Genomic DNA, 20,481 nt, shown 5'->3' on the forward strand with positions numbered 1-20,481 from the left:
GGCCTCACGCCGCATCGGTGCGCCGGCCGCGGGCGGCGAGCGCACGGTCGTTCTCGAAATCGAGCATCAGGCGGACCCAGTCGCCGTCGGCCTCCGCCTCAACCGGAATCGAGGTCTGGGCGTGGGCAGGGGCTTGCGCGTGGGTGTGCGCCTGCGCTTGAGCCGGGGTCCGCACCGGGATCGTGGGCCGCACCGGCGGGGCGAGGGGCAGGTCGACCGGCTGCAAGGGGACGGATTCCGTGGCAGGCTCCCGAGCGGGCTCGTCGTAGACCGGGGCCGCGGCGGGCGCTTCGACCGGGGCGGGGCGGGGCACCTCACCGGCGAGCGCGTAGCGCAGGGCGCGGACGGGCTCGGCGAAGCCCCACCAGATGAATTGCAGCGTGCCGGTGAACAGGTCCTTGTGGCGGCGCCGGCGCAGCTGGAACCGGCGCATCGCCTCAGCGTCGCCGTACATGAGGCCGGCGAGCGCGACGTAGTCCTGGCTCCGCAGCGTCCCGAAGGCGAGGCGGCAGACCGCGTCGGCCCCCGAGCGGGCGACCGGCCCGAGCACCACCGGCAGGGCTCCGGCGGGGCGGGCGCCTGCCACCGGCACCACCGTGAGCGTGCCGGGAACCGGGCGGTGGCCCGCCCCGGGGGCGAGGAAGGCCGCCGGCATCCGGACGGTGCAGGCCTCCGCCGAGACCCGCTCGATCGCCACGTCCACCGCCCGGCCGCCGAGGGTGAGCTGGCCGCGGCGGTTGACCGCCAGGGAGGGGGTGCGCTCGAGCTGGCGGCGCTCGGCGCAGACGCCGAGGGCCGCCCCGGCGGTGAGAAGGTTGAACAGGTTCCACAGGCCGACGACCAGCATCAGGTTGGTCACGCCGGGCTCGAACAGGTAGCGCCAGGCCGCGACCAGGCAGCCGGTCAGGAGCAGGCCGTAGACGGCGAAGAACGGCAGCGAGAGCGCCGACAGGTGGTCGTGGTCGAGCGTCGCGCCCTTGTTGGTGACGTTGAAGGTCGGCTTGCGCGGCGACCAGATCACCGAGACGATCGCCTTCGACAGGTACAGGCCCTGGACGTACTCGTACAGTTCGGAGACGAACGGCCAGCGGAACTTGCCGTAGACGTAGTTCTGCATCATCAGATTGATGACGATGTAGGTCGCCGTATAGGCGATCGATTCGTCGACGCTGGCGACGAAGATCTTCAGGTCGAAGAAGATGTGCAGCAGCGGCGCGAACATGAAGACGAGCCGCGGGATCGGAAAGAACCAGAACGTCATGCTCGACAGGTAGGCGAGCTTCTGGATCGGCTTGAGGCCGCGCTGCAGGGCCGGGTTCTTCAGGAGCAGGATCTGGAACATGCCCTGGCACCAGCGCGAGCGCTGGCCGATGAAGTCGGCGAGCGTGTCGGGCTGGAGGCCGGCGATCAGCGGCTTGTCGACATAGGCGCTGGTCCAGCCGCGGGAATGCAGCTCGAAGGCGGTCTCGCAATCCTCCGTGATGGTGATGCCGGCGAAGCCCCCGGCCTCGTCGAGGGCGGTGCGGCGCAGGAGCGCCGCCGAGCCGCAGAAGAACGAGCCGTTCCACTTGTCGAGCCCGGCCTGCGTCACCGCGTAGAACATCTCGTTCTCGGACGGCATCCGCTCGAAGGTGCGCAGGTTCCGCTCGATCGGGTCCGGATTGAGGAAGGCGTGCGGGGTCTGGACCAGGAAGAGCTTCGGATCCTCGGCGAAGTAGCCGACGGTCTCGGTCAGCAGCGAGCGGAACGGCACGTGGTCGGCGTCGAGCACCAGCACGAGGTCGCCGGTGGCGGAAGCGAGCCCATTGTTGAGGTTGCCGGCCTTGGCGTGCTCGTTGCGCGCGCGGGTCAGGTAGCGGGCGTCGAGATCGGCGCAGAGCGCCTGGAGCTCGCGCCGCCGGGCCCGCGCTCCTTCGGCCTTCTCGGGATCCGGGTCGGCGCATTTCTGGTCGGTGCCGCCATCGTCGAGCAGCCAGACGGTCAGCTTCTCGGGCGGATAGTTCATCTGGCGCGCGGCGGCCAGCGTCATCGCCAGGATCTCGGCATCCTCGTTGTAGCTCGGCACGAAGACGTCGACGTGGGGAAGGTCGGCCGCCGGCACCGCGGCGGGCGGCCGGCGGCGCAACGGCTCGGCGTTGATGATCAGGCTGACGAACAGGATGAAGACGCAGTAGAGTTCGCAGAGCAGCAGCAGGAGGCCGAAGCCGAAGCTGACCGGATCGCCCGGGGAGGGCAGCGTGTCCGTCACCCGCCACAGGATGTAGCGCAGCACCACCAGGCTGCCCATCGCCAGGAAGACGAAGCGCGTCCGCGGCCCGTCGAACACCAGCCAGAGCCCGGCCATCGCCGCCATGGCGGCGAGGCTCATCGCGAGCTGGTTCTGGGTGCCGACGGGCTGGCTCAGCAGGGCGAGGCCGGCCGCCGTCGTCCCCATCCAGGCCAGCCATCGCAACGCACGCACCACGCCCGCCACCTCAGAATCGCTCGAAGCCCCTACGCCATAGGATTATGTCGGTTTCTCGTTACGAGAACCTGTTTTTTATCGACGGCCCTGAATGAAATCGGGTGCCGACAGCGCTCAATTCCCGGATCAAAATGTCACACTTGATCGCAGCCGAGCCCGAGACACGCCCGAGTGCCTGCACTCTCTTCTCGTAGATGAGCCGGCGTTTTCTGATCATAATTTGTAAGATCATAATCTGGAATCCTGATTTTGCGCAATCGTGAGCGCAGCACAGTCAGCCAGAGACACAGATATCGACCGTATGCATGCTATCGGGCACGGCCAGTGACGCCATGCGCGAGCGACATCCTGCCGTCGAGATGTCCGGGAGCGAGCGAGAGAGTGATCTTGCTCGACGGCATGGCGCAGCCCGGAGCCGAGGGCGCGCCCTGGGCGAGCGAGGGCGCTGCGGTGCAGGACGACGCGACGCACGATCACGTCGTCCGAGGCGGTCGGCGATCACGGGATCCGGGAGAGACGGAATCCGGGAGGAGGCAACGAGAACGGTTCCTGCACGCCCGACCGGCCTCCGCCGTCGCGTCACGATTCCCGGGGCCTGTCTGGTTTGCCTTGCACCGCCGAGCGAATCCGGTCGGAGGGGCCGCCCCCTCAGAAGTTCGCCCGCGCCTCGATGCTCGAATAATAGCCCGAGCCCTGGACCCGGTCCTGCACGTAGCCCGCCGCCAGCGACATCTGCACCGGCCCGAACCTCACGCCCGAGAGATGGGCACCGATCCGGTACTGGCGGAAGAAGTCGTCGCCGAGGAACAGCGCCTCGGGGCCGATATAGACGCCATCGGCGACCATGTAGCCGAGGCGGACGCGGGAATAATAGGCGTTGAACTTGGTCGAGTACGAGCCGTAGGCCGACACCATGGTGCGGTCGGTGGGGTTGGCGTAGAAGTTCGCGGCGACGCGCAGGCCCAGCCCGGTGCCGACCACCGGGTTGCCGGGATCGACGACCGAGAGCTGGTTGCTGCGGGCGTTGAAGCCGATGAAGCCGGCGAGCGCCGCGTCGCGCCAGACCCACTCGTAGCCGGCCATCACCGAGCCTTCCTGCTGGTAGCCCGTCACCCGCGAGGCGACGGCCTGGCCCGGATAGGAATAGGTGCCGGCGATGGCCTCGACCCGCACCCGCGGACCGCTCTGGGTCGGCGCGCCGGCGAGCGGCGCCGTGACGGTGATCGAGCCGAAGGCCGAGCTGTTCGAGGTGACGCTGGTCGATCCGTCGACGGCGACCGCCCAGCTGTCGTCGACCGCCTGGGCCTGCGCTCCGGTGTACCAGTCGGCGTCCGTGCCCGGCGCCCTCAGGTCCGCCGCCCGGGCCGCGCCGGCCGTGGCGAGCACGGCCAGGCTGGCGCCCCCGACGAGGCGAAGTGTTCGATGGTGAATCGAGGCAATCAACGCCGCCTCCTACGCAAGATACCGGGATACTGTTCACCGATTTATGCGGGGAGACGGTTAAAATTTAGCATGCCTGCGGCGAAGAACATGCCGGCAAATTTTACCTATCGAGCCGGGGGTCTTTCCAGGGATCTTTCGCACGCCGAGACGCGCGGCGCGGATCAGGCGGCGCGGGCCGCCAGCACGGCGGCGAGGTCCTCGCGCCGGAACGGCTTGTCGAGCTGCAGGAAGCGGCGGGCCGCGGCGGGCAGCTGGCCGTGCGGACTGGCCAGGATGACGCGGATGCCGGGGTGGCGCTCGACCACGGTGGCGGCGAGCTGGAGACCGGTCATCACCGGCATCGCCTGGTCGGCGATCATCGCGTCGAAGGCGGCGTCGCGCGCCAGCAAGCTCAGGGCGTGCTCGCCGGAGGCGGCCTGGACCACGTCGTGGCCGAGCTCGGCCAGGGCCTCGACGAGGCTCGCGCGCACGAGGCTGTCGCTCTCGACGAGCAGGATGCGCAAGGAGGCCTGCGGCGCCGGCCCGGCGATGGCGTCCTGACGCGCATCGGCGCGGCCCGCCTCGACGGTGCGCGCCTCGGCGGGACGTGCCTCGGCGCGCAGCCAGGCCTCGGCGAGGAACGCCTCCTCGCCGCATCCGTCGCTGAGGACGCGCCAGCCGCCGCCGCTCCCGCGCAGGAGCCGCCCCACGGTCTCGAGCGCCCGTACCTGCGGCCGCGCGGCGGCGCCCGGCGGGCGGCGCCCGCTCGCGAACAGCACGCGCAGGGCCGGCCCCTCCGGCATGCCGGGCACCGGCGTCGCGCCGGCCGGGTGCTCGGCCGCCCCGATCGCGAAGCCGTGCAGCCCGAGATCGCGGACGTGGAAGGCGAGGTTGAGCAGCACCAGCTCGACGAGCCGCTCGCTACAGGCGGCCTTCGGCAGGTCCCCGGGGATGCGGGTGACGAGGGGTGCGTCGCGCAGGACGTTCGCTTGCAGGAAGGGCAGGAACGCCGCCACCGTGGCGGCCAGATCGGAGCTGGCCAGCTCGGCCGGGGCCGCCTCGCCGGCGAGGTCGCCGCCGCGCACCAGGTTGAGCAGGCGCCGGGTGAGGGCCGCCCCGCGGTGGGCGCCGGCCAGAGCCGCGTCGGTCAGGGCCGCCTGGCGCGGATCGAGGCCGGTCTGGCGCCGCAGCACCCCGAGATTGGCCAGCACCACCGTCAGCACGTCGTTGAAGTCGTGAACGATGCCGTCGGTGACCCGGCGCAGGACGAGGTTGCGCCGCCGCTCGTTGGCGCCCGCCGGCGTGTCGGCGGGCTCTCCCTCGCGGATCGTCCGGCTGAGGGCGTGAACCCGGAGCCGGCCGGCGGCGTCGCGGCCGCGCAGGAGCCGCACCAGCAGGCGGCGGCCGGATTCCGGCCCGGGCCCGCTCGTGCGCATCACCACGTCGTGGGGACCATCCGCCCCGAGCGCCGCCGCGAGGGCGAGGTCGAGGAGGGGGCGGTCGGCGGGCTCGAACCGGGCGGCGAGGTCGGCCAGCGTCGCGACGCGGTCGGCGGCCGCGAGGGTGCCGGTGCCGTCGGGATCCGACCACACGACCTGCCGGGTCTCGGGGTCGATCTCCCAGCAGGTCCAGCCCGACATCGCCTCGAAGGTTTGCAGGCGGCCGCGCACGCGGTCGAGCCCGGTCCCGGCCCCGGCGAGCCGGGCATCGGCGCTCTGGGCCCGGTCGCGGACAGTGCCGGCGATCGCCGCGATCTCGCGCACCCGCGACACCGGCGCCTCGCCCTCCGTCTCGCCGGCGGTGCCGGCCTCCTCGGCGAGGCGGCGCAAGCGAGCCGAGACCCGGCCGCCGAGGGCGTAGCCGAGGCCGCCGGCGGCGAGCACGAGGCCGAGCCCGAGGGCGATCAGGCGCGGGTCCGGTCCGGCGGCGGGGCGCAGCGGAATCCCGGGGGCGGAGGCGGTGACGAGCCAGCCGGGACTGGCGATGTCGCGGCTGCCGCGGGTGGGCGCGGCCTCGTGCGGGTGCGGGTCGTCCGCGGCCGGCAACGGGCCGACGAGCGGCCGCCCATCGGCGCCAGCCACCGCGAAGCGGATGCCGTCGCCCGCGCCGTGCGCCCGGCGGACGCGCTCGCCGAGACTGTTGAAATAAGCCGGGCTCGCGCGGAGCACGAGGCGGTCCGACCGGCCGGGCAGGCCGAGCGCCAGGGTCAGCGCGAAGGGCGCGTCCTCGGGACCGGCCGCCACCGCGACCTGCGCGTTGCGGGCCGATGACCGGTCGACCCGCGTCCCGCCGGGCCCGCCGGCGGCGCGCAGGGTCCCGTCGGGCGCGAGCAGCGCGGCGTCGCGGTAGCGCGGATTGAGGGCGAGCCAGTCCTGCAGCCGGCCCGCGCGCCAGGAATCGGACAGGGTGGAATCGTCGAGGCGCAGGAGCAGGGCGGCGTTGCGGGCGTCGTTGATCGAGGCGCTGAGCTCCTCGTCGAGCGCGTCGGCATAGGCGCGCGCGGCCTGGACGAGGGACTGCGCGAGGGCGGGCCGCGCCGTCGCGGCGTCGCGCGGAGCGCCGGAGAGCGCGCCACCGAACCAGGCCAGCCCGAAGGCCGCGGCCGCGACGGTCGCGAGCTGGGCCGCATTCAGCACCTTGAGCGAGATCCGGACCGAGTCCAGCATGAACGGGTTCCACGGCGCGCCCGCGACCACCGGCCGAACGGCCGGTACTCACGCTCCGTAACCTGGACCGATCTGTGCTTAAAACCGAGTTAACGCCGTGCGCGCCCTCGCCCGTCAGGGCTTCGCCGCGATGCCCCAGCGCCCGCAATAGGCCATCAGCTCCTCGGAGTCCGGCCCAGCCAGCGCCACGTAGCCGTCCGGCCGCACCAGATAGGCGGCGCCTTCCGAGAACCCGGCCTCCCGCGCCGCCCCCGTCCACGGGAAGGCGTGGAGCGGAAGGCCGGCGCGCCGCGCCTCCTCCGCGAGGCCGGGGCGGCCGGCACCGTAGACGTGGAGCTGCCAGGCGAGGCTCGCGAGGGGCGCGAAATTGTCGGGATCTCCTGCCCAAGGCAGGCGGTCGCCGCCCCGCACCCGTCCGGCCCGCCCCGCGCTCAGAGGAGAATCGTGATAGGCGATGCGGACCTGCGACACGGTGTCGAACATCGCCTTGCGGGCCGCCGCGAAACCCCAGAGCGCCGGCACGAGGTGGGGCAGCAGGAGCGTCCGCAGCATCTGTCCGCCGAGCCCGGGCCCGGTCAGCGCGCGGAACGCCCGGTCGGTGGTGGAGACGAGATTCCGGGCGAAGGCGATGCGCTCCGGCTCGTAGGTGTCGAGGAGGGCGGGATCGGCCCGGCCGGCGACGGTCTCGGCGAGCTTCCAGCCGAGATTCACCGCGTCGCCGATGCCGGTATTCATGCCCTGGCCGCCGGCCGGGCTGTGGATGTGGCCGGCATCGCCGGCGAGGAAGCAGCGCCCGGCCCGGAACCGCTCGGCCACCCGGTAGTGGACGCGGTAGGTCGAGAACCAGCGCACCGCCTCGACCCGGATGCCCATCAGCGCCTCGACGCCCGGGCGCAGATCCTCGAAGCTCAGGCCCGGATGGGAGGTCAGGGCGTCCGGCACCAGGCCGATCAGGCGCTGCATGCCCGAGAGGCGCACCGGCAGGAGCAGCCCGAGGCCATGGGCCCCCAGATTGACCGTCAGTTCCTCGTGGAACCCGCCGGCGATCCGCGCATCGGCGACGTAGAACAGCTGGTCGTAGGTGCCGCCAGGAAACCCGATGCCGAGCGCCTCCCGCACCCGGCTGTGGGCGCCGTCGCAGCCGCACAGGGAGGCGGGCGTGCAGACCTCCCCGGCTCCGCCGCGCGACAGCGTCGCCCGGATTCCCGCGCCGTCCTGCGACAGGGCCGCCAGCGCCGTGCCCCACTCGACCACGATCCCGGCTCGCGCGAGCTCTCTCACCAGCAGGCGCTCGTGGTCGTCCTGCGCGTAGGCGAGGACGAAGGGGTAGGGGCTCTCGCCGGCGCCGAGATCGTGGAAGCTGACGCGCGCCACCTCCTCGCCCCCCTCGCGCAGACGGACCGCCGGGATCGGGACGCCCTCGGCCACGACCGCGTCGGCGAAGCCGAGCTGGCGGTAGAATTCGAGGGTGCGGGCCTGCACCGCCATCGCCCGCGAGGCCGTGCCGGGCCCCTCGGCCCGATCGACGATCCGCACCGGAACGCCGCGCCGGGCGAGCTGCAGCGCGAGGTTGAGCCCGGTCGGGCCGGCGCCGACGATCAGGACTGGTGGGGCGGCGGACATGACGGTCCTCCCACGAGGCGAAGACGACCACGGGGGCAGTCTCGACCGGGGACGGAGCGGCGGCAAGTCGGGCGCGCAAGTCGAGCCCGCAAGTCGAGCCTCGGTCTACGCCTCCGGCTCCGCCCCGTCCGCCACCCCCAGCATGAACCAGACCAGGGCCGCGGTCTTGATCGAGTACGGCGAGTCGCTGATGACGAGGAGCAGGCAGAGATAGATCGCCATGGCGCAACGCAGGCGCCAGCCGTCGGGGTTGCGGGCCGGCATCAGGACGAACAGGCCCCAGGCCACCAGCGCGCCGGCCACCCCGAGCTGCGAGAGGGTGTAGGCGTAGCCGGAATCCGACAGGAACATCTTGTCGGGCATGATGCCCCACACGCCTTCGGGCGGCAGCGAGGTGACGAGCAGGGCGGCCCAGAGCAGGCGGCCCGCCATGTCGTTCTGCCAGCTCGTCTGCAGGCTCTCGAAACCGTAGACCGTGAGGGCGAGCAGGATCGTGAAGGGCAGGGCGAACCAGAGCAGGCGCGGCAGGCGGTACCCCACCAGCATCGCCCCCGCGATCGCCACGCAGACATAGGCGCCGAAGCGCGCATCGGCCAGGATGATGGTGACCGCCGCACAGAGGAACAGCCAGGCCCGCCCCCGCATGGTGCGGCGGTAGAGCGCCCAGGCGAACAGCACGGCGCCGAAATTGCCGGCCGAGACCGGCTCGAGGAAGACCGACGAGACGCGGTGCGGTCCCAGGAAGGGCAGGATGGTGCGCGAATCCGGCCGGATGCCGCTGGTGAACAGCGAGCCCGTCAGCTCGCTGATCTCCGCCGCCGACATGCTGCCGCGGGCCACGTAGTAGCGCACGATGTTGAAGTATTGCTGGTAGATGTCGAACAGGCCGTACTCGAACAGGCCCATCACCACCACGATGACGCCGCTCGCCAGCACCGCCCGGTCGGCGCTGCGCAGGTCGGGCGCGCGCATGCCGAGATTGTAGAACACGACCGGGATCAGGAAGTCGCGCACGCCCTTGACGTCGGGGTTGCCGCGCAGGGTCACGAGCAGGAGCCCGTAGGTGACGAGCCCGGCGAGGACGAGCCATGGCCCCGGCCGCTCGTCGAGGGCGAATCCGAGGGTGAGCGCGATGATCGCCACCTCGGCGCCCATGACGGTGCCGCCGGAGACCGGGAACCCGGCGGTGTTGAGGAAGCAGAGGACGGCGTTGAAGACCAGCGCGCCGGTCAGCACGACGAGGGCGACACGCCCCTGATAGGGCGCGCGCCAGTCGGCGGCGGGGAGAGCGGCGGCGGGCGAGGCGGCCTGGGGCATGCCGGCCGTCATGCCGTCCGCACGTGACCGGTCACCGGCCGCGGCGGCACCCACCGGCGCAGGGGCGAGGCCCGCCGCGCCTCGACCGCGACGAGGCCGAACACTCCCTGCGCCCGGAAGCGGCCGGCGCCGTCCAGGGTCTCGAGCAGGCGCTCCAGGTGGGTACGGGTCATCCGGCCGGGGGCGACGACGAGGAGAATCGCGTCGGAGGTCTCGGGGATCGACAGCCAGCCGTCGCCGCGCGCGAGGTCCCGCTCCGCCACGACGATCTCGGGCCGGGTCAGCCGCTCCACCCCGCGGGCGGGATCGAGGACCGCGAGCCGGCCACGGACCGGCGCGTCGGTGTGCGGGCCGTCGCCGAAGCCGAGGCGGGCATGGGCCTGTTCCGGCACCATGAGGGTCGGCTCGCCGAGGCGGATCAGCAGGTCGGTGAGGATCTCCGCCGCGCGCAGGCGCTCGGGTCCGAGCCCGTCCGAGGTCACCGTGACGATCACCGATTGGCCGCGGCCGGCGAACCGGTTGCGCAATTCGCGGGCCGCGGTGACCAGGGCCTGCTCGGCGCTCGCGCCGCGGCCGGCGCGGCCCGGTCGCGGCAGGCGGGCCCAGACCGGCGCGGCGGCGCCGAAGCCCGAGATCGTGGTGATGTTGCCGCGCCAGACGTCGTAGAGGAAGCCGAGGATCAGTCCCAGCACGGCGCCGAACAGGCCGGCCGCCACCACCACGATGGGGGCCGGGGTGTCCGAGGGCTTGAGCGGCGGCGTGGCGCGCGACACGATCTGCGAGTTGCTCGGGTTGATCGATTGCTGCTGCTCGAGGTCCTTCGTCCGGTCGAGGACGAGGTTGTAGGTGCGCCGGATCGCCTCCGCCTCGCTCTCGAGCTGGCGCAGGCGGATACCCTCCTGGTTGCTGCTGGTCTGGTTCTGGATCAGCCGCTCGGCCCGGCCGCGCAGCTGGCGCAAGGATTCCTCAGCCCGGCGCAAGTCCTCCTCGATGGTGCGGCGGATCCGGTCGGCCTCCGCCGCGATCAGCCGCGCGGTCGCGGCGCGCTGGGCAGCCAGCGCGATCATCTGCGGGTGGCTCGGCCCAAGGCTGCGGGAGAGCGTCGCGATCTCTTGGAGGGTTTGGGCGTACTGGGTGCGCAGCGAGACCATCACCTGCGAGGTGTCGGCCTCCGGCACCGCCTGGACCTGTCCGTCCGGCACCCGCAGCTGGCGCACCACCTCGCGCCGGGCCGAGAGCCGGGCGAGGTTGGTCTCGGCGGCGGTGATCTGGGTGTAGAGGTCCTTGAGCTGCTGCGACACGAGCAGGCCGGCATCGCCCGACCCGATCAGGCCCTTCTCGGCCCGGTAGCGCTCCACCGCCACGTCGGCCCGGTTGAGCTGGCCGCGCAGGTCGGCGGCCTGGGTCAGCAGCGCCTCGTTGGCCCGGCGCACCGCCGAGACCCGGTCCCGGGCGCCGACCTCGAAGAACTGCGCCGCAATGGTGTTGGCGATCTCGGCCGCGCGCCGCGCATCCGGATAGGCGACGGTGAGCTGGAAGTTGAACGAGTTGTCGACCCGGCGCACCACGATGCGCTTGCGCAGGGCCTCGAGCGCCACGACCGTGGGATCGGCGCCGGGAGGCGCCCCCCGCACCAGCACCGGGTCCTCGGCGAGTCCGAGCTGTGCGATCACCGCGTCGAGGAGCTTGGCCGAGAGCAGGACCAGCCCCTGGCTCTCGAGATTCGCGAAATCGAGCTGAGCCGGGGCGTCCTGACGCGACAGGCCGCGCCCGACGATCTGCAGCGCCTGCGGGTCGATCAGGAGCTCGACCGTGGCGCGGTAGGTCGGCACCTGCCTGAGCGCGTGGAGCCCGCCCAGGGTTGCCATCACGCCCGCGCTCGCGACGATCCACACCGCGCGCCGGCGGGCCGATCCCCACAGATCCGCCAGCGTGCCGCCGGTCCTGCGGGGAGTGGCCGCAGCGGAATCTGCCGTCGACATCTGGTGTCCCTGCCTCATGCGACTTCCGATTGACTGCTCGGCAATGCGGAAATCAACTCCGCTCATCCGTCACGCGGGCCGATGACGGACTCTGTCGAAAGTTGTCTCTCGACGGGGTCCGCCCTTCAACCATCCCTGATCCGGCAGGGCACGGACAGGAACTTAATCGTGGTTCGGTTACCGATCCGGCAGCCGTTTCGGCCCCTGGGCCATGCCAAACTGAGACAGCTGGGTCCTCAACGAGGCACCAGGGCCGCCCCGGCCGCCGGTGCGCCCGCGACGGGGGCGGCCAAGCGCGTGTCCTGGCGCTTGAACCAGGCGAGGGACGGGCGCTCGACGAGCCGGTGGGTGGCGGCGGCGAGGGGCACCGTGAGCGCCACCAGGGCGGCGGCGACGGCGAGATTGGCGGGGCCTGAGCCGACATCGAGGAAGCGGTCGTGCCCGAGGATCACCGTGCGGGCGAGGCCGGTGCGCTGTTCCACAGAATGCATCACGCTCGTGAAGACCTGGATCACCGGCAGGTGCAGGAGGTAGATCGAGAACGACCACAGGCCGAGGCGCTGGGGGATCCGGGCGCGGGCCAGATCCGACACGGCACCCCGCTGATGCGAGAACAGCGCGATCACGGCGGCGAAGGCCAGGCTCGCACCGTAGCCGCCGGGGCCCTGGGGCAGGAGCAGCACCAGGGCCGGCAGGACGAGTGCCGCCAGGATCTCGGCCGCCGTCGCGACACCGCGCGGCGGGCGCACATGATCGCGCAACGTGTAGGCGAGGCAGCCCACGAACAGGTCGAACAGGCACCGCACGATGCCCCAGTTCTGGATCACGAACAGCGTGCGCGGGCTCAACCAGCACAGGACGAGGGCGCTCAAAGTCGCGAGCCCCGCGAAGACGAGACGGCCCTTCGGTCCCGCCGCCATGACGGTCGCGGCGAGCACGATCGAGGCCCAGAACTCGACGGCGATGCTCCAGGACGGGAAGTTCCAGCTGTACTCGCCGAAGGTGCGGAAGTTCTGCAGGAACAGCAGGTGGGTGACGATCTCGACCGGTCGGTGCGCGGCCCCGAAGGGCGGCGTCGCGACCGGCGTGCCGGCATGGTGCGAGAGGTAGACGAAGCGCACCCCTTCGAGCAGGACCAGGAACCCGAGCGTCACGGCGTGGAGCGGCCAGAGCCGGCCGAAGCGCATCAGCACGAAGCGGAAGGCCTGCCGGCCGGTCGCCAGCCGGTCGCCGTAGGCGTGCAGCAGCACGAAGCCCGACAGCACGAAGAAGACATCGACGCAGAATTGCAGGTTCGGGAACCAGGCCTGCTGCTGCAGCGGATGGGCGAGCGGCATGTGGAAGAACGCGACGGCGAGCGCACACACGCCCCGCCCCGCATCCAGCGCCTCGAACCGTTCCGACCCCTCGCGCCCGCGCATGGCCCGCCACCCGTGCCGTTCTCGAACAATCCTGTCCGGTCCGGGGATGCCGGGCCGATGCTCGCACCCTGGCCCGCAGGATCGATGCCGGGCGGAGGCGACCGCGAGCCCGGATAGCGTTGCCGGAACGTTACTCGGTGATTCACCAGCATCGCGAAATGTGTTTGATTTCTGACTTGTATCTGCATAAGCTGGGCCAGCAGAGATTGAGGTCGAGCATGGTGTCCGCCCAGGAGATCCGTACGATTTTGGCACGCCACGGCAGCCTCGCCCGCAGCATCGACCGTCTCTCGGACAGCGATTGCCTGTTCGACAACGGCCTCGACTCGTTCGGCGCGGTTCAGGTGATGATGGACCTGGAAGAGCATTTCGAGGTCGAGTTTCAGGAGCACCTGCTCAGCCGCGAGGTCTTCTCGACCGTCCGCAATATTCTGACTTTCGTATCGAGTCAGATGCTGCGGAAGGCGGCCTGAGCGGATCTCAGCTGGCGTCGACCAGGCCATGCGGGATCTCGGTCATGGGTCAGGGCGCCTTCTCAGGGCCCGCTTGATCTAAGAAACACGCTTCACATCCTTCGTCGTCATCCGGCGGCCGCGAGAGCGGAGCCCGGGATTCAGAAACCCAGGTGGGTCAGAAGAAGGCGGACCGGTTTCCGCTTCATCCTGGACCCTCGGCAAGTCTGGATCCCGGGCTCCGCTCTCGCGGCCGCGGGATGACGCAGTGCGTTTGCCATCTGTAGAGACCACGCAGACAGGCCCGCCTGGCGGTGCGGCCACGAACTCGACCATGCCATGACGTCATGAGATCGATCGGGGGGTCACGGCGGATGACCGGTGGCTGCGACCAGCACCTCGAGACGGTCTCCCCCCTTTCCGGACCCGGAAAGGGGAAGAGAATGGCAACGGATCAGCGCGAAGGCACCGCCCTCCGGTGCTCCCACCCACCGGAGGGCGCCCGGCTCAGTTGAACTTCCCGCTCGCCGCCGCGCCGTCCGGCCCGGTGATCTGCACCACGCCCTTCGGGTTCGCCCCGAGCGCCATCTCGGCCTCCCCGGTGAGCCGCGCCGCGGCGGGCGTCAGGACCACGCGGGCGGGCTTGCCGCCGACGACCAGGATCGCCGTGCCCTTGAAGCCGGCCGGGGAAACGGGCTTCTCCTTGGCGTCGTAGATCGTGACCTCGACGGTCTTGCCCTTGGTCACGAGCTCGATGTGGTAGGGCCCGGCATCGGCGATGCGGCCGCCATTGTGCCCGGCGCCCTCATGGGCGCAGGCGTGGTGCGCGCAGAGCGGCAGGGCGATCGCCAGGGCGGCGGCGGTGAGGAATCTCCGGATCAGCATCGTGTCGCTCCGAGTGGGGGGATCAGTAGAGGTCGGCCGGCGCGGCGCCGGCATGGACACCGGCATGAGCACCGGCCCGGACCCCGGCTTGGGCGGTCTCCCGCGCCGCCAGGCGCTCCAGCGGGCGACGGCCGAAGCGCAGCAGCAGTACCGGCGTCAGCAGCGCGTCGAGGAGGGTGGCGCTGACGAGCCCGCCGAAGATCGTCACCGCGACCGGGTGCAGGATCTCCTTGCCGGGGCTCGCCGCATCGGTGAGGAGCGGCACCAGGGCGACGCCGGCCGAGAGCGCGGTCATCAGCACCGGGGTCAGCCGCTCCAGGCTGGCGCGCACCACGAGGTCCGGCCCGAACGGCACGCCCTCGTGCAGCGCCAGGTTCAGGGTGTGGCTGACCTTGAGGATGCCGTTGCGGGCCGCGATGCCGGTGAGCGTGATGAAGCCGATCATCGAGGCCACGGAGAGCGGCTGCCCGGCGAGCCACAGGGCCGCCACCGAGCCGACGAGGGAGAGCGGCACGCTGCCGAGGATGATCAGCGCCAGTGCGCCGGAGCGGTAGCGGCTGCAGAGCAGCGCGAAGATCAGCCCGAGGGAGACGAGGGAGAGCGCCCCGATGGTGCGGCTCGCTTCCTCCTGGGCCTGGTAGGTGCCCTCCAGGCTGGCGAACACGCCCGGCGGCAGGGTCTCGGCCGCGATCGTCCGGCGGATGGCCGCGATGATGCTCGCCATGTCGGACCCGGCCGTGGTGTTCGCCATGACGACGAGGCGCCGGCGGCCGTTCTCGCGCAGGATCTGGTTCGGGCCGTCGGTCTCGCGGATATCGGCGACCTGGCGCGCCGGCACCCAGCCCGAGGGCGTCTCGATCAGGAGGTCGCTCAAGGTCGCGGTGGTGCGCTGCGCCTCGGGAAGGCGCAGCACCACCTCGAAGCGGCGATGGCCGTCGACCACCGTCGAGACGAGGCGCCCGTTGGAGAGCCGGCTGATCTGCTCGACCACCGCCGCCGGCTGCACCCCGTAGAGCGCCGCCCGCCCGTAATCGACACGGATCTCGAGCTGCGGGATCCGCACCTGCTTCTCGACCTGGAGATCGGCGAGGCCGGGAATCGCCCGCATCCGCTCCTGCAGCGAGGCGGCCACGCGGCGCAAGGAATCCAGGTCCTCGCCGAAGATCTTGAGCGCGATCTCGGCCCGGACGCCGGACAGCATGTGGTCGAGCCGGTGCGAGATCGGCTGGCCGACATTGACCGAGACCGGCAGCACGGCGAGGCGCCTTCGGATCTCGGCCACCAGCTCGGCTTTCGGCCGGCCGCCGCCTTTGAGCGCCACCTCGAGGTCCGACGAGTGGACGCCCTCGGCATGCTCGTCGAGCTCGGCCCGGCCGGTGCGCCGGCCGACCGCCGCCACCTCCGGAATCTCCATCAGGAGCCGCTCGGCGATGGCGCCCACCCGGCTGCTCTCGGTGAGCGAGATGCCGGGGGTGAAGGCCATGGTGACGGTGAACGAGCCCTCGTTGAACGGCGGCAGGAAGGCCCGCGGCAGCTGCCAGGCGGCGAGCCCCGCGCCCAGGACGAGGGCAGCGACGGCACCGACCAGCAGGCGCTGGTGGCGAAAGACGACCGCCAAGGCGGCGGCGTTGGCGCGCTTGAGCCCGCGGATGAAGCGGCTCTCGTGCTCCTCCAGGCTCTTCATGCCCGGAAGCAGCCAGGACGCGAGGACCGGCGTCAGCGTGATCGAGACCACGAGGCTCGCCAGGATCGACACGATGTAGGCCTGGCCGAGGGGAGCGAAGAGCCGCCCCTCGATGCCCGACAGGGCGAAGAGCGGCACGAAGACCAGCACGATGATCGCCGTGGCGTAGACGATGCCGGAGCGCACCTCGTTCGAGGCCGAGACCACGACCTCGAAGACCGAGCGCGGGTTTCCGGCGGCCCGGTTCTCGCGCAGGCGCCGGAAGATGTTCTCGACGTCGACCACCGCGTCGTCGACGAGCTCGCCGATGGCGATGGCGAGCCCGCCCAGCGTCATGGTGTTGATCGACAGCCCGAGCAGGTGGAACACCAGCGCCGTCGTCAGGATCGAGACGGGAATCGCCGTCAGCGAGATCAGGGTGGTGCGGACGTTCAAGAGGAACGCGAACAGCACGAGCGCCACAACGGCGATCGCCTCGACCAGGACCCGCTCGACATTGCCGATCGAGGTCTCGATGAAGTCGGCCTGGCGGAACAGGATCTTGTCGGCGGAGATGCCGGCGGGCAGCGAGGGCGCGATATCCTTCAGCGCCGCCTCGATGTTGCGCGTCAGCGCCACGGTGTCGATGTCGGGCTGCTTCTCGACCGAGACGATCACCGCCGGCCTGCCCTGGTAGCCGCCCTCGCCGCGCTTGGCCTTGGCCGCGAAGGAGACCTCGGCCACCTGGCGCAGGCGCACCGGGGCGCTACTGGCGGCGCCGACGACGAGGTCCGCTAAGTCCTCCAGACTCATCGTGCGGGCGATGTTCCGGATCAGGTACTCGCGCGAATACTGGTCGGTGAAGCCGCCGCCGGCATTGGTGCCGAATTGCTGCAGCGCCGCGTCGAGCTGGGCGTTGGTGACCCCGAGCGCCCGCATCGCCGCCGGGTTCGGGGCGACGCGGAACTGGCGCACCTCGCCGCCGATCGGGATCACCTGCGCCACGCCCGGCACGGTGAGCAGGCGCGGGCGGAGCACGAAATCGGCGGTCTCGCGCAGCGCCATCGGCGACAGGGTCTCGCCCGTCACGGCGATCAGCAGGATCTGGCCCATGATCGAGGAGACCGGGCCCATCTGGGGCGTCACCCCGCGGGGGAGCTGGTCCTGGACCAGGCTCAGGCGCTCGGCGACCTGCTGGCGGTTGCGGTAGATGTCGGTGCCCCAGGCGAACTCGACATAGACCACCGAGAGGCCGACGCCGGAGACCGAGCGCAGGCGGGTGACCCCGGGCAGGCCGTTGAGCCGGGTCTCGATCGGATAGGTCACCATCTGCTCGACCTCCGGGGGCGCGTAGCCTTCGGCCTCGGTCATGATGGTGACGGTCGGGCGGTTGAGGTCGGGAAAGACGTCGACCGGGAGCCGCGTGAGGCTGAAGGCGCCGTAGAGCACCAGCACGCAGGCCAGAGCCAGCACGAGCAGGCGGTTGCGGAGCGACTGCGTGACCAGGAAGGAGAACATCGGCGGCTCTCCCTACCGGACCTGGTCCAGGAGCTCGGCGCCCTGGACCACCACGCGGGTGCCGGGCTTCACCCCGGCCTCGACCAGGATCCGGGTCCCGTCGAGGGGCGCGACCCGCACGGCTTGCGCCTCGTAGCGCTCGGCGCCGGTATGGGCGTAGACCACGTCCTGGCCGTTGGCGGTGCGCACCACGCTCGCCCGCGGCAGGGCGAGACCGCGCTGCTCGGCATCGGTCGCGGCGAGCACGGTGACGAACTGGCCGACCCGCAGGCCCTCCGCGCCTGCTTGAATCGCGAACTGGACGGGGATCGCCTGGTTGCGGTCCGCGAGGCCGGCGCCCTGGTACGCAAGCGGCAGGCTGCGCCCGTCGGCGAGCCGCGCGGTGGCGTCGGCGGCCGGCGTCAGGGCATCGAAGCTCAGGGCCTCGACCCAGAGCTTCGCCGGATCGACGATCTGGAACACCATCTGGCCGGGATTCGCCATCTGGCCGGCGACCGCCGCGGCCTCGGCGATCACCCCGCCGACGGGGGCGGTCAGCACCTCGGGCTCGAGGCGGATGCGATCGAGGGCGGAGCGGCGGTCCTTGAGGCCCTTCAGCTCGTCCTGCGCCTCGTCGAGCTGCACCTGCGAGACCGCGCCGCCGGGGGCGAGCTTGAGGTAGCGGTCGACCCGGCGCTGGACGATGGCGATCTGCTGGTCGAGCTCACCCTGGCGCTGGCGCATGTCGGAGAGATCCACCCGCTGCACCGGCGGGGTGACGAGGGCGAGCACCTCGCCCGGGCGCACCCGGGTGCCGAGGCGCGGGAAGATGCCGGACGGCGGCGGCGCCAGGCGCCCGCCGACGGAGGATTGCACCACGCCGCTGGCATTCGGGTCCGGGATGATCCGGCCGGGCAGGGACACGGTGCGGCGGTAGCCGGCTTCGGCCGCGACCTGCGTGCGCAGGGAGAGCAGGCGCTGGGTGGGTTTCGGCACGAACACCGTCCCGTCGGGAAGGCGCTGGGCGAGGTCGGTGGGCGGCGGGACGAAGGCCGCCCGGCTCTCGGGATGGCTATGGTCCGCGCCCTCATGCGCGAAGGCGGTGGCGCCGAGCACCAGGGTCGCGGCCAGCACCAGCACGGCGAGGACGGGCGCCCGGCGGCCGGCCCGCATCAGCCCCATGGTGGCGAGGCCGAGCACGAAGCCCCCGGCCGCGGCAAGACCGGCGCCCGGGTCGCGGGCGGCGAACCGCTCGGTCAGGTGCTCGGTGAGCGCATGCAGCCAGCCCTCGCCCTCGTGCTCGCCCGCATGCTCGGCCTCGGCAGGCTCGGCGGCCTTCGGCAGGGCGACCGCCAGCGGCAGCACGTCCACGTCGCTGCCGGCCGTCACCGTGACGACGAGGTCGAGGTGGTCGTCCTTCGGATCCCGCTTCGCCAGCCAGGGCGCGGGGAGGCGATAGCTGCCGTCCGGAGCGGCCTCGGCCCTGGCGGGACCGGACGGCGTCTCGACCTCGAGGGTAGCGTCGGTGATCGGTTCGCCGGTGGCGAAGCGGTCGAGATAGAGCACCAGCGCGTCGCCCCGGGGGATCGCCACCAGCTCGAAGGCGGAGGAGGAGGCCTCGCCCCGCGGCGCGATGGTCTTCGAGACCGGCGCCTGCGGAGCGCCGTGGTCGTGGCCCTCATGGGCCTGGGCAGGATCGATTGGGTTGAGGAGGAACGGCAGCACCAGCAGGGCCAGCGCCACGGCCAGCGCGCGCGGCGCGGCCGTCAACCGGAACGGGACCATCGGGGGAGGAACCTTCGCGAACGGACGTCGTGGGGCGCCCGCGGGCGGCCACCCGTCAGGGCGGCGCGACAGCGCGGGACGCGGGCGTCAGGCGAAGGGTCGTGGGGGCCGGGCGGGAAAATCCGGCGCGATGCCGGAGGGCAGCGCGTCCTCGGCCGCCGCGAGGCGGCGGGCCGGCCGGAGGTTCGGGAACGCCGCCAGGACCTCCGGCAGCAGACCGGGCAAGCAGCAGGAGGCCCCCATCAGGCAGCACAGCCCGTTGCAGGGCCGGGCGGCCGGCGCGTCGTCCCAGGGCGTGGCAGTGACGCGCGGGCCCTGCGCGGCGACATGCGCCTCGGCCAGGGTCAGCGCCGTCGCGACGGGCGTCTGCACCGACGCCTCGTGATGGGCATGACCCTGATGCGCATGCCCTTGATGGGCCTGGGCCGCTGAGACCCCGACCACCGACGCGCTGACGCACGCAGCGATCATCACGATCACCACGGCCATGAGGCGCGCAAGGGAGCGGGGGAGCGTCATGCCGCCAGGATAGCAGATTCCGGTGGCCTGGGAAGCGGGAGCTTGGACCTCAGGCCGGTCCGGGGGTCTTGTCCGGGTAGCGGCACAGATCGGGGATCGGGCAGCGCCAGCACTCCGGCTTTCTCGCCTTGCAGACGTAGCGCCCGTGCAGGATCAGCCAGTGATGGGCGTTGAGGCGGTAGGGCTCGGGCACGATCGCCTCGAGCCCCGCCTGGACCTTGTCGGTGGTGCTGCCGGGCGCCAGCGGGATGCGGTTCGAGACCCGGAAGATGTGGGTGTCGACCGCGATGGTCGGTTCGCCGAAGGCGACGTTGAGCACCACGCTCGCGGTCTTCTTGCCGACGCCGGGCAGCACCTCCAGGTGCTCGCGGGCGCGGGGCACCTCACCGCCATGCTCCTCGATCAGGATGCGCGAGAGCGCGATGACGTTCTTGGCCTTGGTGTTGAACAGTCCGATCGTGCGGATGTGGTGCCGCACCGTCTCCTCGCCGAGCGCCAGCATCGCCGCCGGGTTGTCGGCGCGCGCGAAGAGCGGCGCGGTGGCGAGGTTGACGCTCCTGTCGGTCGCCTGGGCCGAGAGCACCACCGCGACGAGGAGCGTGTAGGGGTTGAGGTATTCGAGGTCGGAGCGCGGCTCCGGGTTGGCGGCGCTGAGCCGGGCGAAGATCTCGGCGAGCGTGGCGGCGTCGACCGGCTCCGGCGTGGTGGCGCGGGCGGTCATGGGCTTCACCAGCCCCGCCTTGACCGGTGCGGTGATTTTGTCGGGGGCAGCCTGCTTCCGGCGA

General features: G+C 71.8%; 13 protein-coding genes. 1 reads left to right on the forward strand and 12 read right to left on the reverse strand.

What is annotated here, in order from left to right; all coding sequences use genetic code 11:
* Positions 1-4: 4 nt before the first annotated feature.
* The 7 genes from bcsA to MFF64_RS09115 form a co-directional block, all read right to left on the reverse strand.
* Positions 5-2,434 (reverse strand): UDP-forming cellulose synthase catalytic subunit, encoded by a 2,430-nt coding sequence (gene bcsA / locus MFF64_RS09085; protein ID WP_238190532.1) that lies wholly within the window; start codon positions 2,432-2,434, stop codon positions 5-7.
* Positions 2,435-3,112: 678 nt separating this feature from the next.
* A complete protein-coding gene (gene bcsS / locus MFF64_RS09090; protein ID WP_238190533.1) occupies positions 3,113-3,850 on the reverse strand; it encodes a cellulose biosynthesis protein BcsS in 738 nt (245 codons plus the stop codon).
* Between the two features lie 218 nt (positions 3,851-4,068).
* On the reverse strand, positions 4,069-6,552 hold the full coding sequence (locus MFF64_RS09095; protein ID WP_238190492.1) for a response regulator: 2,484 nt from the start codon (positions 6,550-6,552) through the stop codon (positions 4,069-4,071).
* A gap of 114 nt (positions 6,553-6,666) precedes the next feature.
* Positions 6,667-8,175: an FAD-dependent oxidoreductase gene (locus MFF64_RS09100; protein WP_099907857.1), complete on the reverse strand. Its 1,509-nt coding sequence runs from the start codon at positions 8,173-8,175 to the stop codon at positions 6,667-6,669.
* Between the two features lie 105 nt (positions 8,176-8,280).
* Positions 8,281-9,492, reverse strand: a complete 1,212-nt coding sequence (locus MFF64_RS09105; RefSeq protein ID WP_133123717.1) for a hypothetical protein — start codon at positions 9,490-9,492, stop codon at positions 8,281-8,283.
* A gap of 8 nt (positions 9,493-9,500) precedes the next feature.
* Positions 9,501-11,474, reverse strand: a complete 1,974-nt coding sequence (locus MFF64_RS09110; RefSeq protein WP_165795865.1) for a GumC family protein — start codon at positions 11,472-11,474, stop codon at positions 9,501-9,503.
* A gap of 236 nt (positions 11,475-11,710) precedes the next feature.
* Positions 11,711-12,895, reverse strand: coding sequence for an acyltransferase family protein (locus tag MFF64_RS09115; protein WP_099907852.1), 1,185 nt, complete (start codon positions 12,893-12,895; stop codon positions 11,711-11,713).
* A 218-nt stretch (positions 12,896-13,113) separates the two neighbouring features.
* On the opposite strand from MFF64_RS09115, the gene MFF64_RS09120 reads away from it, so the two are divergent.
* Positions 13,114-13,368, forward strand: a complete 255-nt coding sequence (locus MFF64_RS09120; RefSeq protein ID WP_099907863.1) for a phosphopantetheine-binding protein — start codon at positions 13,114-13,116, stop codon at positions 13,366-13,368.
* A 486-nt stretch (positions 13,369-13,854) separates the two neighbouring features.
* On the opposite strand, the gene MFF64_RS09125 is transcribed toward MFF64_RS09120, so the two are convergent.
* From MFF64_RS09125 to nth, 5 genes are all read right to left on the reverse strand, one after another.
* Positions 13,855-14,232: a hypothetical protein gene (locus MFF64_RS09125; RefSeq protein ID WP_238190494.1), complete on the reverse strand. Its 378-nt coding sequence runs from the start codon at positions 14,230-14,232 to the stop codon at positions 13,855-13,857.
* A 22-nt stretch (positions 14,233-14,254) separates the two neighbouring features.
* Positions 14,255-17,413, reverse strand: coding sequence for an efflux RND transporter permease subunit (locus MFF64_RS09130; RefSeq protein ID WP_238190495.1), 3,159 nt, complete (start codon positions 17,411-17,413; stop codon positions 14,255-14,257).
* 12 nt (positions 17,414-17,425) lie between these two features.
* Positions 17,426-19,177 (reverse strand): efflux RND transporter periplasmic adaptor subunit, encoded by a 1,752-nt coding sequence (locus MFF64_RS09135; RefSeq protein ID WP_099906234.1) that lies wholly within the window; start codon positions 19,175-19,177, stop codon positions 17,426-17,428.
* Positions 19,178-19,264: 87 nt separating this feature from the next.
* A complete protein-coding gene (locus MFF64_RS09140) occupies positions 19,265-19,549 on the reverse strand; it encodes a hypothetical protein (protein ID WP_133123650.1) in 285 nt (94 codons plus the stop codon).
* Between the two features lie 196 nt (positions 19,550-19,745).
* Entirely contained in the window at positions 19,746-20,417 is a 672-nt protein-coding gene (gene nth / locus MFF64_RS09145; protein WP_238190534.1) for an endonuclease III, read from the reverse strand.
* Between the last annotated feature and the right edge of the window lie 64 nt (positions 20,418-20,481).

Origin of the sequence: Methylobacterium frigidaeris (assembly GCF_022179185.1) — a bacterium.
Lineage (GTDB): Bacteria > Pseudomonadota > Alphaproteobacteria > Rhizobiales > Beijerinckiaceae > Methylobacterium > Methylobacterium frigidaeris.

Excerpts from the sequence above, each read along its gene's own strand:
- bcsA (WP_238190532.1), bottom strand. The coding sequence starts at position 2,434 with ATGGGGACGACGGCGGCCGGCCTCGCCCTGCTGAGCCAGCCCGTCGGC.
- MFF64_RS09130 (WP_238190495.1), bottom strand. The coding sequence starts at position 17,413 with ATGTTCTCCTTCCTGGTCACGCAGTCGCTCCGCAACCGCCTGCTCGTG.
- nth (WP_238190534.1), bottom strand. The coding sequence starts at position 20,417 with ATGACCGCCCGCGCCACCACGCCGGAGCCGGTCGACGCCGCCACGCTC.
- MFF64_RS09110 (WP_165795865.1), bottom strand. The coding sequence starts at position 11,474 with ATGTCGACGGCAGATTCCGCTGCGGCCACTCCCCGCAGGACCGGCGGC.
- MFF64_RS09120 (WP_099907863.1), top strand. The coding sequence starts at position 13,114 with ATGGTGTCCGCCCAGGAGATCCGTACGATTTTGGCACGCCACGGCAGC.
- MFF64_RS09095 (WP_238190492.1), bottom strand. The coding sequence starts at position 6,552 with ATGCTGGACTCGGTCCGGATCTCGCTCAAGGTGCTGAATGCGGCCCAG.
- MFF64_RS09100 (WP_099907857.1), bottom strand. The coding sequence starts at position 8,175 with ATGTCCGCCGCCCCACCAGTCCTGATCGTCGGCGCCGGCCCGACCGGG.
- MFF64_RS09115 (WP_099907852.1), bottom strand. The coding sequence starts at position 12,895 with ATGCGCGGGCGCGAGGGGTCGGAACGGTTCGAGGCGCTGGATGCGGGG.
- MFF64_RS09105 (WP_133123717.1), bottom strand. The coding sequence starts at position 9,492 with ATGCCCCAGGCCGCCTCGCCCGCCGCCGCTCTCCCCGCCGCCGACTGG.
- MFF64_RS09125 (WP_238190494.1), bottom strand. The coding sequence starts at position 14,232 with ATGCTGATCCGGAGATTCCTCACCGCCGCCGCCCTGGCGATCGCCCTG.
- MFF64_RS09135 (WP_099906234.1), bottom strand. The coding sequence starts at position 19,177 with ATGGTCCCGTTCCGGTTGACGGCCGCGCCGCGCGCGCTGGCCGTGGCG.